The following is a 12,356-nucleotide window of genomic DNA, read 5'->3' as shown; positions in this document are numbered from 1 at the left end:
GGTTCGGCGGCACCTCACTGCTCTAGGTGATCGGCGCCGGATTGAACAGGGTGATGTCGTTGTGCAATTTGTGCTGCTCGGCCCAGGTGTGCTGTTTGCCACTGGCCACGTCCAGGTAGTAATGGAACAGCTCCCAGCCCAGCTCTTCAATACTCGCGCGCCCGGTGGCGATGCGCCCGGCGTCGATATCGATCAGGTCCGGCCAGCGTCGGGCCAGCTCAGTACGGGTCGAGACTTTCACCACCGGTGCCATCGCCAACCCATACGGCGTGCCGCGACCTGTGGTGAATACGTGCAGGTTCATACCGGCGGCCAGTTGCAAAGTACCGCAGACAAAATCGCTGGCAGGCGTCGCACAAAAAATCAGGCCCTTGCCCTTGACCCGTTCGCCGGGCCCCAGCACGCCATTGATCGCGCTGCTGCCGGATTTGACGATGGAGCCCAGGGACTTTTCGACAATATTCGACAGCCCGCCTTTCTTGTTCCCCGGCGTGGTGTTGGCGCTGCGATCCGCCTCACCCTTGGCCAGGTAACGGTCGTACCAGTCCATTTCGCGCACCAGTTCTCGGGCGACGGTTTCGTTGGCAGCACGGGAAGTCAGCAGGTAGATGGCGTCGCGCACTTCGGTGACTTCGGAAAACAGCACCGTCGCCCCTGCCCGCAGCAGCAGGTCCGAGGCAAAGCCCAACGCCGGGTTGGCAGTGATGCCGGAGAACGCATCGCTGCCACCGCACTGCATACCCAAAATCAGCTCGGACGCCGGCACGGTTTCGCGGCGACGTTGATCGAGTTTTTTCAAACGCACTTCGGCCAGCGCCATGATCTGTTCGATCATTTCGGTAAAGCCGTGGCTGGAGTCCTGCAAGCGGTACAACCACGGCTCGCTCAAGTCCACTGAGCTGTCGTTTTCGTGCATCACCTGGCCGGCCTGGAGCTTTTCGCAGCCCAGACTGATCACCAGCGCTTCGCCACCCAGGTTGGGGTTGCGCGCCAGGTTGCGTACGGTACGGATCGGGATATAGGCGTCGGTGGCGCTGATCGCCACGCCGCAGCCGTAGCTGTGGGTCAGGGCCACCACATCATCGACATGCGGGTAACGGGGCAACAACTCGTCCTTGATGCGCTTGACCGCATGGTCCAGCACGCCGGTCACACACTGCACGGTGGTGGTGATGCCGAGGATATTGCGCGTCCCGACCGTGCCATCGGCGTTGCGATAACCCTCGAAGGTGAAGCCCTCAAGTGGCATTTGCGGTGCGGGAACATCGGTGGCCAGTGGCAGGCTATCGAGCGGCGGTGCGGTGGGCATGCGCAGTTGGTCCTCATTGACCCAACTGCCCCGCGCAATGGCTTGCAGGGCATAGCCGATCACCTGACCGTAGCGGATCACCTCGCCACCTTCGGCAATAGCCACCAGCGTGACCTTGTGGCTCTGGGGGACAAAATCCACCGTCACCAGCCCGTCGGCAAACACAGTACCCGCCGGTACGCCCTGGTCGTTGACCACCACCGCGACATTATCCCGCGGGTGCAGGCGGATCGAGCGCGGTGAGTCGGAATGTTCAATCAACGTCATGACGCCGCTCCTCAAATATGGACAGGTAAAATGTCAGCGATTTTCGGGTCGCTGGTCGGTGGTTCTTTAAGTACCACACGCTTGATCGGGCCGACGATCACCAGATAGCTGAAGACCGCCACCAGTGCGTTGCAACCGACAAACACCAGCGCCCATTTGAACGAGCCGGTGGCACTGATGATGTAGCCAATGACGATCGGGGTAGTGATGGAGGCGATGTTACCGAAGGTATTGAACAGACCGCCGCTCAAGCCGGCGATCTGCTTGGGCGAGGTGTCGGAAACCACGGCCCAGCCCAGTGCGCCCACGCCCTTGCCGAAGAAGGCCAGGGCCATAAAGCCCACCACCATCCATTCAATGTCCACATAGTTGCAGGCCACGATACTGCTCGATACCAGCAGGCCGGCGATGATCGGCGCCTTGCGGGCGAAGGTCAGGGAGTGGCCCTTGCGCAGCAGGTAATCGGAAATGACTCCGCCCAGCACGCCGCCGATAAACCCGCAGACCGCCGGCAGTGAGGCAATAAAGCCGGCCTTGAGGATGGTCATGCCGCGATCCTGCACCAGGTACACCGGGAACCAGGTCAGAAAGAAATAAGTGATGCCATTAATGCAGTACTGACCCAGGTAAACGCCGAGCATCATGCGATTGGTCAGCAGTTGGCGTATGTAGTCCCACTTGGGGCCGTCGGCCTTTTTGCCTTTCTGGTCCATGTCGACCATGCCGCCGTTGTCGGCGATGTGTTTGAACTCCGCTTCGTTGATGCGCGGGTGCTCACGCGGGCTGTAGATCACTTTGAGCCAGATGCCCGAGAAGACGATGCCGAACACACCCATCACGATAAAGACGTGCTCCCAACCGTAGGAATACACGATCCAGCCCATCAACGGTGCAAACAGCACGGTGGCAAAGTATTGCGCCGAGTTGAAAATAGCTGAGGCCGTGCCACGTTCGGCGGTGGGGAACCAGGCAGCCACGATGCGGGCGTTACCGGGAAAGGACGGCGCTTCGGCCAACCCCACCAGAAAACGCAGCATGAAGAGCGCCACCACGGCCGTGGACATGCCGAATTCACCGACAAAGCCTTGCAGCACGGTGAACAGGGACCAGGTAAAGATGCTCAGGGCATAGATTTTTTTCGAGCCGAACCGGTCGAGCAACCAGCCACCGGGGATTTGCCCGGCCACATAGGCCCAGCCAAATGCGGAGAAGATATAGCCCAGGGTCACGGCGTCGATGCCGAGGTCTTTTTGCAGGCTGGAACCTGCGATGGCGATAGTGGCACGGTCGGCATAATTGATCGTGGTCACCAGAAAAAGCATGAGCAAAATCAAATAACGGACATGCGTCGGCTTGGTCGCTTGCATGTAGTACTACTCCCACTGATTATTTTTATGTGCGGGTTAATCTGTTTTGGCTGTAGCTGACGGGTGGAACTTATGTGGGAGCTGCGTGAGCCACCGATCGTATTCCTTTACGTAAAAAGCCGCTGATTACTCAGCGGCCTTGGTCATTGCTTACTGCGGACCTTGCTTGTCGATCAAGGCTGCCAGCGCCTCGTACTCGTCCGGCAGCAGATCGGTCAACGGGGTACGCACCGGGCCTGCGCCGTAACCGGAAATGGTGGCCCCGGCCTTGACGATACTGACCGCGTAGCCGGCTTTGCGGTTGCGGATGTCCAGGTACGGCAGGAAGAACTCATCGATGATCTTGCCGATCGTGCCGTGATCGTCACGGGCCACCGCACGGTAGAACTCCATCGCGGTTTTCGGGATAAAGTTGAACACCGCCGAGGAGTAAACCGGTACGCCCAATGCCTTATAGGCAGCGGCGTACACTTCGGCCGTCGGCAAGCCGCCCAGATAGCTGAAGCGATCACCCAGGCGGCGACGGATCGACACCATCAATTCGATATCGCCCAGGCCATCCTTGTAGCCGATCAGGTTGGGGCAGCGCTCGGCCAGACGTTCCAGCAGCGGTGCGGTCAGACGGCAAACGTTGCGGTTGTAGACGATCACGCCGATGTTTACCGACTTGCACACAGCCTCAACGTGGGCGGCAACGCCGTCCTGGCTGGCTTCAGTCAGGTAATGCGGTAACAGCAGCAGGCCTTTGGCGCCCAGGCGCTCGGCTTCTTGAGCGTATTCGATGGCCTGGCGGGTCGAACCACCGACACCGGCCAGGATCGGCACGCTGGTAGCGCAGGTATCGACTGCGGTTTTGATCACTTGCGAGTATTCGCTGGCTGCCAGGGAGAAGAACTCACCCGTGCCGCCAGCGGCAAACAGGGCCGAAGCGCCGTACGGAGCCAGCCATTCCAGACGTTTGATGTAACCCTCAGGGTGGAAATCACCTTGAGCATTGAAGTCGGTTATCGGAAAGGACAACAGACCGGAAGAGAGGATGGACTTCAGTTCTTGTGGATTCATTATTCGAACACCCTGGGAGCACGTTGTGATGAGAAATACGTTAGCGATTCGTTGCGTCGTACGTCATCGTACAACTTAAAAAAAGAACGTCAATCTCATTTCTTGAAATCGCGGCTGCCCTGGGGCGAATCAGTTTCGATAAAAACAAAAAAGCCCGTCTAGTACGGGCTTTGGTGGAGTGTGGTGAAAGTGAAATTTAATTTTTGGTAAGTGACAGGTTGTCGTAGAACAGCTCATCGTACGCAGCAATACCCGGTGGGAGCGGGCTTGTTCGCGATGCAAGCGCCGCGTTCTGTCAGGCCATCCGCGTCGATACGATCGCGGGCAAGCCCGCTCCCACAGGTGGAGGACGCCCTACCCCCGCTGTGCCTCAGCTTCTTCGTGGGCATGGCGCAGGCGCTCGCGGCTGTTGGTCAGGTGCAGGCGCATGGCAGCGCGGGCCGCTTCCGAATCCTGACGGGCAATGGCCTGGTAGATTTCTTCGTGTTCACGGTTCAGGCGGTCCATGTACTGCTGCTGGTCATCATGGGCCAGACGCGCCGAATTGAGCCGGGTTCGCGGGATAATGCTGGTGCCCAGGTGAGTCATGATGTCCGTGAAGTAGCGGTTGCCGGTCGACAGTGCAATCTGCAAATGGAACTGAAAATCCGAGGCCACGGCATCACCGTTACGCGCGGTGTTTTCATTCAGGGCATCCAGCGCCGCGCGCATTGCGGCCAATTGTTCGGCACTGCGACGCTGCGCCGCCAGCCCTGCAGATTCAACCTCCAGGCTGATGCGCAACTCAAGAATCGCCAGCACATCGCGCAATGTGACGACAGTTGCCGGATCGATGCGAAAACCGCTCGGGCTCGGTGTATCCAGCACAAAGGTGCCGATGCCGTGTCGCGTCTCGACTTGCCCTGCGGCCTGCAGTCGGGAAATGGCCTCGCGCACCACCGTACGGCTAACACCATGGGCTTCCATGATCGCCGACTCGGTGGGCAACTTGTCGCCGCGCTTGAGCATGCCGTCGCGGATCTGCTCGGACAGCACCGTCACCAACTCTTGCGCCAGGCTGCGGCGCTTGCGAGGGAGGCGGGGTACGTCGTTGTGGTTTTCCATGGTGAACATTTTTCTCGAAATCAAAAGGATCGGAAGCATTGATGATTAAAGCAGCTGATCTATCGCCTTGGCCGACCTGAACACTGCGAAATCGCGCCCCCGTAGGGACGCATCATAGCTCAAGGTGGTTGTACGATCACCTGCTGACACATGACAACGCAAAACCCCAAGGGGCTGGCCTGCCTGTAATACAGGCGCTGCGGTCTGGCTGGCCGGGTCACGGTATCGCGAGCAGGCTCGCGCCTACTGTTCCCCAGCGACCATCAGACGGTCAGTGGCAAAGACTGCTCAGCCTCGACATCGCTCACGGCCAATGTGTCGTCCGGTACCCAGAACAAAAACGGGTCTTTGGCCGGACGGTTATCATGGGCCCGCACACGGCCCTCCTCGGTGACTGTTCCTGCGCGTTCAAAGCCATATACCTGACGGCGCTCGACATGAATGCTCGGCGCCGCGCCTTCGCCGCTGGCAGGCTCGATGTTCATTGCCTTCAAGGTAGCCAGCAAATCATCAATGATCTGTTGACGATCAAGGGTAAAAGCCGATGCAAAGCAACGCCAGAAACGCCAGCCCGCCCTCTCCAGAATACGCTGGCGACGCATGTCGCTGTCCCAGCGGTCCGGGCCGTGGAAGCGGTCGCCGTCACATTCGATGGCCAGGCGACTGTCGTTGTCGCCCTCGACCACCATGTCGATGCGATACGCACCAACGCCCACCTGCGGAATCACCCGATAGCCACGCTGGGTCAGCTCATCGTACATCTCCTGCTCGAAGCCGGATTCGCACAACTCGCGCAGATCACTGACCTGCGCAGCATCCTGGGTAAAAGGGGTTTCAAAGTGCTCAATCAGGCCGCGGCGCAAACTGTCCACAGGGCTGAGGTCGGTCAGCTCGACACTGCGCACCAGGTACATGCGATCCCGTGCCCGCGAAGCGGCCACGTTGAAGCGCTGGGCTATCGAGTCGCGGCTGTTGGCAAAGCAATCGCCGGGAGAGGCCACCATGCTCAGGAACATGATGTCGCGCTCCTTGCCCTGGAACGTGCGGGCATCGCCACAGCTGATCTGGAACTGGGTAATAGCCTCTTCACCCAGCTCCTTGGTCAGCATCTGCATGATCTTTTGCGCTTGCTCGGCGCCCAGCAGCGAGACCACGCCGATGCTGCGTCCAGTGATCTGCGGCAGGGCGATCAGGCGGCGAATTTCCTCGACGATCACCTGGGCTTCGCCAAGGTTGAACTTGCCTTTCTTCTCCCCGTCCATCACCAGCAGATCCACCAGCGGCGGGTCAAGACGCTCAGTCATCAACGGCAGGCGCAGCGGTTTGAGTTCGTGGTTGTAGAACTCTCGCTTGGAGTATTCGATGATCGGCGCCACACAGCGAAAATGCTCGCGCAGCATGGTGCCGCTCTTGGCAAATACCACTTTGAACAGGTCATACAGCGAACGCTCGGGCGACATCAAGGGCCGATACAGGCCCACCTGATTGCCCAGAAAGCGCGCCATCATGTTCTGCACGCGCTCTTCTTCCATGCCGATACCATCGGGCGATACTTGTTTGTCATCGCCCACCACCAGCACTTTTTTCGCCCGCAGCAACGCCGGCAATGCACTGAGATCCGACTGCGACGCTTCGTCGATAATCACCAGGTCAAAGGCACCGTACTGCGCGGGCAGGCTTTCGCAAATGCGGTAATGCGGCATGATCCAGCACGGGATGGCCGAGATCGCCACATCGGCCGCCAGTCGCGCATCCTGACGATAACGCCCGGCGCGTACGCCGGTGCCCTTGCCGATCTTGCGGATTGCGGTGCGGTACAGCTCAAGGGCTGCCCTGACACTCGGCGTGGCGTTTTCCGACAGCCGCAGCCAGGTTCGTTTGACCACCGCATCCTGATAAAGACGCGACAGACTCAGCTCCAGCTCACCGCGTAACTTGAACAATCGCTTGAGGTCTTCGCGTCCGTCGATGCTTTCGAGGTAGCGGGCCAGACGGCTCAGGCGCCACACATCCAGGCAGTTGTCCGGGAGCAGGCCGTCGACCGGCCCGACGACCGGCTCTTCACGCAAACGGGCGGCCCAGAGCAGGCCGCCGCTTTGCGCGATCAGGTCGGTTACCCGCTGTACGGTCTCAAGGGCACTGGCCAGGGCCATCACCCGGCGCAACTCGTCCATCAGCGCGGACCACCGGGTTTGCAGTAAGGCGGTATCAACCTGAGGCTGACCAAGGCTCAAATCCAGAAAGCCTTGCAACTGCTCACTGATATCGCCACCACACCCGGCCAGGGCTTTGTTGAAGGTTTCCTTGATGGCCCAGGTGGCCGCCAGGCGATGGCGTATCAGGTAGTGTCGCAGGATGCTTTCGGCCTCGGCCAATACCGATGCGTTGCTGCGCAACTGGCTAACCTCGGCCCAGTCCGGGAGCAGCTGCTTGAGTTCGCGGTGGGCACGGGCTTCGCCCTGCTCTGTGAGCACAATGGCATCGAACTGCTCGATCGCCCGGGCCGCTGCCATCAGTTGTTCGGCGTCGGTTTCCAGCGTCGGCAAGGGTATTTCGGCGGCCAGCGCATTCCAGCGCAGCAGCAAGGTACGGCTGTGTTGCTGGAAGTGCACAAAGGCTTGCACATGCTGCCAGTCCTGGTCGCTTTGCGGCTTGCTGCCCAACACCACAATGGTGTCCAGCAACTGTTTTTGCGTGCCCTTGCCAAGCAGGCCGGACAAGCCGAACGGGCGTCGCCCCTGGGCCATGTTATCGATAGCTGCTACCACCTCGGGTTGCGCATGCAACTCGAACGACAGGCTTACCGGTCGTGCCACAAAGGCCTTGCGCCCTGCCAGCGCGTCTTCGATCTCGCCCTTGAGGCTGGCAAACAGCGCCAGCACATCATCGTTGCCACCACGCATCAGACAAGCCTGCATGGGCGCGGCCCAGCTGTGGGCCGATGTGCTGATCTGTGTGCGCAGGGTTTGCAGTTGGCCCAAATGCTCGACCAGCGCCTGGGCCTGCTCCAGGGTTTCGGCACTGTTATCCAGCAGGCGCGGCACTTCGCCGGTGCTTTCCTTGAGCTGCAGCTGGCTTTCCTGAGCCAGATCCTGATGCACCTGAATCAGTGTCTGCGCGTCCGGGAAGTCAGCCAGCTGCGGCAGTTTCTGGCCCAGGTAGGCCAGTGAGTCCTTGAGTTCAAGCCGGGCTTCGCGCAAGGCGATGATGTCTTGCAACGTAAAGCGCGGACGATACGCTTCGTCCACGCCGATCCGGTCGGTAAAACCGCTGATTTCATCTTGGGCCGCCGCAACCTGCAAGGCCGCATGGGTAGGGCTCAGGCGCTCACCGTCGATCTCCAGGTCCGACAGATTACGCTCGGCCCAATGAGTGATCTCACGATCAACGCCGGCCATCTGACCATGAAGGGTGTTGATTTCGTCGTCAATCTGCCCGATTTCGCGCTTATACAGCGCACGATCGATGCGCTGTACTTCAGCTGAGATCTTTTGAATGGCGAACTCGAACTGCTTCATGCCGTCCGCTTCACTGCTCAACAAACTGATTGCCAGCGGACGTATGGCTTCCGGGAGTTTTTCCTGCAGCACCGCCAGGGCCGGGTCTTTCATCGACGTCACCAGCACCCGCTTGCCATTGGCCAGGTAATGGCTGATGACGTTGGCGATGGTATGGGTCTTGCCCGTACCGGGCGGGCCCTGCACCACAACGCCATCGTGCACTTGCAGCAGCTGGATGATTTGCACCTGCTCATCGTTGTACGGTTTGGGGAAATACAGCTCCTGCGCTTTTGCCGCCGGCGCATCATCCCCCTGGGTACCGCTGACGTAGGACAAACCACGAAACGGTGGCAGGACCACATCTTCCAGCACACTGGACGGTTCGGTGAGAATGGCCCGCAAGGCCGCCGGCAGCTCACCGGCCTCCTCGATCCCGGCTTCAAAGCGACCCAGGTCTTCAATAAACATATTGCTGTCGCGGGCGCGGGCAAACAGGCACCAGGTATCGGTGACACACAAGAACTCGGCAGCCTTGGGGACGGATCGATCGCCCTCGGCCAGCGTCACCGGCAAAAACTGACCATGGGCATCGAGCAGGGTCGATGCTGAACGAATCACCGGCTCGTAGCTGGCGGCGTTGAACGGGCTGATGCCGGCCTGATCCTGTTGGAAAAAATCCTTGGCCAGGGTTGCCAGCGGCCCGACACCGGCAATATCGGCCGCCACATAGGCATCCACTTCCAGGCGTGGCTCGGCAGCGCGCGGACGCACTTCAATGGCCATGCTGTCGGGGTTGATGGCGATCTCCACCAACTGGCTGATTAACGGGTAATGGATGACACCGACCACGGGATGTTCCCACGTCGAAACCCCCAGGCCCCACACCAGTTCCAGCTGCGCATCCCCCAGGTTGCCCTGCATCTTTTGCACCAGCATAAAAAGCTCGGCATACAGTTCGATGCTTTTGCGCCGCTGTTTTTCCTCAGCGGCCCACAGGCGCCAGGCCGTTTGGCTGTAAGACTTGAATTGCGCACGGATCTCGCCAGCATCCAGGCAGTCTTCCAGATTGACCCACTCTTCGACAGCGACGTCTTCCCCGATCTGCAGGGCTACAGGCATCAAGCGCGAGCGTTCGTCCTCGGAGATCGCCGTGCTGTTGATCAGGACCTCCCGTGCCAGGCGGACCTTGAGTGCCGGTTCGGTCTGCGGCGTGCCCTTGAGTTCGATCCACAACCCCAGCAGCGGGCTGAGGGGCGCCGGTGGCTTGCGCTCATGCAGACGTTCGAGCTGCAGCCAGACTTCGTCTTCCTCGCCGTTGTGCAGATCCAGGCTGACCCCGGGCAACGCCCGCAATTTTTCTTCGCTGGCACTGAAGGCGCTGTGTTGGCTAAGTGTTAACGCCGGCCGCTTTTGCATCAGCGCGGTCTGTTTAACAAATTCAATCAGGCCGGCAAGACGGGCACGTACTGTTTCCATGGGTGAGCTGAACCACTTCGATAAGGGGGCACTTCGACAGAATCTGGAAGCGCCGAGTAAAAGCGAAATTTCTTACAATGGCCGACACGATACAGAGGTTCTGGTGGTATTCGGATACATCATTTTGTAAAACCTGTTCGCTATACATGACGACCTTATTATTACAAAAAAGGTCGTTCGTCATGCCCGCCTCACCCCAGCGTCTTGCGCTCACCCTTGCACTGCTGAGTACCAGCTGTTTATCCCCTGTGGCGTTTGCCAAAGCGGCCCTCCTCAGCACCGCCAGCACCGACAGCCTGACCCTCAATGGCAACGACACCCTGACGTTGACGCCCAGCGGCAGCCTGACCACCACCAAGGTGGCGGTCACTCTGAAAGACGACACCCGCGGCTCAGGTGTCGTCATCGACAACGCCGGCAGCTTGATCTCGACAGGCGGGCGAGCCATCGATACCAGCGGCAGTACCCGTGGTGAACGCAACTACAGCATTATCAATCGCAGCGGCGCGACGATTCAGGGCAGTAACGATGCTTTGCGAATCGACACCAATTTCACCAGTGGCAGTGTGTTGATCGACAACAGTGGCACTGTGCGCTCGACCGGCAGTGGCCAGGCCATCGACCTCGACTCGCTGCGCAGCGAGGGTGTCCAGACCACCCTTATCAACCGCGAGGGTGGGCTGATCCGCGGCGAATTCAGTGACGGCATGAAAACCGGTTCCAACGCCACAATCCTCAACTACGGCGAGATTTCATCGGGTGATGCCCTGACCGACGACAACAAATTCGACGGCATCGATATTGACTCGGCAACCGGCGTGACCGTGACCAACCACGGCACCCTTTCAGGTGGTCGCCACGGCATGACCACCGATCTGGGCGCAACCCTGGTCAACTACGGCGAAGTCACCGGGCGCAACGGCTCGGGCTTTGGTTCGGACGGCAACGGCACCGTGATCAATTACGGCACCATCACCGGCGCCTACTCCGGGCTCAAGCCCAACGGTGACGGCGATGGCGTGGATATCGACCTGATCGCCCATATCGAAAACTATGGGGTGATTCAGGGCACCGGCGCCGGTGGCGTCGATAAAAACGGCTTTGCCAATGGCAGCGAAGGTATCGCCCTTGGCGGGGGTTATCTCTACAACGCCGCAGGTGCACTCATCAGTGGCGCCAACAATGCGGTGCTGGTGGATGACGGCAGCGATGGCCCCGGGGTCGCGGCCACCCGACTGATCAATAACGGCACAATCAAAGGGCTGGACGGTTTTGCCGTCAGATTTGTGGGAGAGTTCGATGATGTGGTCAGCAACAAGGGTCTGATCAGTGGCAGCAATGGTCTGGCCCTGGACCTCGGCGGCGGCGATGACCACCTGACCCTGGGCAGCGCCAGCCGCTTCGACGGCCTGGTGGACGGCGGTAGCGGCTACGACCGGGTGACATTGGATGACCCGGCCGGTGGCCGCTTCGGCAATAGCCAGAACGTTGAATGGCTGGACGTGAAGTCCGGCAGCTGGATCCTCACCAGCCACAACGACTTCAGTGACGGCGGCGAGGTGTTCAGCGGCGCCCGCCTGGTCAACCTGGGAGCCATCAGCGGCGCTATCACTGTCGATGAAGGTGGCATGTATGCCGGTGGTGGCAGCGTCGCCAACCTGCAGGTCAACGGCACACTGCAAACCGACACGCAGCTGGGCAGCGCCACCATCAGCCATGACTTGACCCTGAGCAGCGGCGCGACCCTGGCCTATGGCGTCACTGCCGATGGCAGCAGCGCACCGGTGCAGGTTGGCGGCACCGTCCACCTCAATGGCTCGACCCTGGCCATCAATGCCGGTAGCGGTACCTATCCGTGGCTAAGCCAGTACAGGGTGCTGAACGCAGCGGCCATCGACGGCACCTTTGGCAAAGTCACCAGCGATTATGCCTTCCTCACCCCGACCCTCAACTACACCCCCACCAGCGTCGAGCTGACCTATGCGCGCAATGACGTAGCATTTACCGATTATGCCAGCAGCGCCAACGGCCACAGTGCGGCCATCGGCCTGAGCCAGCTAAAGGCCGGCAACGCGCTGTATAACGCCCTGCTCAACACCTCGGCACAGACGGCGGGCGCCGCCATCGAGCAGCTATCCGCCAGCAGCAATGCGAGCCTGGGCAGCGCCACACTGGGCGCCTCTTTGCAGGTGGGCAGCAGCATGCTGGCGGCCATGCAGTCGTTGGGCGCAGGCGGTAGCCTACAGGTTGCCAGTGCCGCCAGTGATGCCC

General features: G+C 60.2%; 6 protein-coding genes. 1 reads left to right on the top strand and 5 read right to left on the bottom strand.

Annotated features, from left to right (window positions below; all coding sequences use genetic code 11):
- Positions 1–22: 22 nt before the first annotated feature.
- The 5 genes from garD to GHO03_RS13175 form a co-directional block, all read right to left on the bottom strand.
- Positions 23–1,576 carry a galactarate dehydratase gene (gene garD / locus GHO03_RS13195; protein WP_153399957.1) on the bottom strand — a complete coding sequence of 518 codons (1,554 nt, stop codon included), beginning with the start codon at positions 1,574–1,576 and terminating at the stop codon, positions 23–25.
- A gap of 11 nt (positions 1,577–1,587) precedes the next feature.
- Positions 1,588–2,943 carry an MFS transporter gene (locus GHO03_RS13190; protein ID WP_095002494.1) on the bottom strand — a complete coding sequence of 452 codons (1,356 nt, stop codon included), beginning with the start codon at positions 2,941–2,943 and terminating at the stop codon, positions 1,588–1,590.
- Positions 2,944–3,093: 150 nt separating this feature from the next.
- Positions 3,094–4,005 (bottom strand): 5-dehydro-4-deoxyglucarate dehydratase, encoded by a 912-nt coding sequence (gene kdgD / locus GHO03_RS13185; RefSeq protein ID WP_095002493.1) that lies wholly within the window; start codon positions 4,003–4,005, stop codon positions 3,094–3,096.
- 354 nt (positions 4,006–4,359) lie between these two features.
- The gene (locus tag GHO03_RS13180; RefSeq protein WP_095002585.1) at positions 4,360–5,109 is read right to left on the bottom strand and encodes a FadR/GntR family transcriptional regulator; all 750 of its coding nucleotides are present in this window, start codon (positions 5,107–5,109) and stop codon (positions 4,360–4,362) included.
- Between the two features lie 263 nt (positions 5,110–5,372).
- On the bottom strand, positions 5,373–10,085 hold the full coding sequence (locus GHO03_RS13175; RefSeq protein ID WP_153399955.1) for an AAA domain-containing protein: 4,713 nt from the start codon (positions 10,083–10,085) through the stop codon (positions 5,373–5,375).
- 182 nt (positions 10,086–10,267) lie between these two features.
- Between GHO03_RS13175 and GHO03_RS13170 the strand changes: the two genes are divergently transcribed.
- Positions 10,268–12,356 (top strand): autotransporter domain-containing protein (locus GHO03_RS13170; protein ID WP_153399953.1); only part of this gene is annotated, 2,089 nt, incomplete at its 3' end.

Origin of the sequence: Pseudomonas sp. FSL R10-1339 (genome assembly GCF_009600545.1) — a bacterium.
Classification (GTDB): Bacteria; Pseudomonadota; Gammaproteobacteria; order Pseudomonadales; family Pseudomonadaceae; genus Aquipseudomonas; species Aquipseudomonas bubulae.
Note: the sequence above shows the minus strand (reverse complement) of the source record. Positions and strands in the feature narration are given on the sequence as shown.

Coding starts and splice junctions, on each gene's coding strand:
- garD (WP_153399957.1), bottom strand. CDS start 1,576: ATGACGTTGATTGAACATTCCGACTCACCGCGCTCGATCCGCCTGCAC.
- GHO03_RS13190 (WP_095002494.1), bottom strand. CDS start 2,943: ATGCAAGCGACCAAGCCGACGCATGTCCGTTATTTGATTTTGCTCATG.
- kdgD (WP_095002493.1), bottom strand. CDS start 4,005: ATGAATCCACAAGAACTGAAGTCCATCCTCTCTTCCGGTCTGTTGTCC.
- GHO03_RS13180 (WP_095002585.1), bottom strand. CDS start 5,109: ATGGAAAACCACAACGACGTACCCCGCCTCCCTCGCAAGCGCCGCAGC.
- GHO03_RS13175 (WP_153399955.1), bottom strand. CDS start 10,085: ATGGAAACAGTACGTGCCCGTCTTGCCGGCCTGATTGAATTTGTTAAA.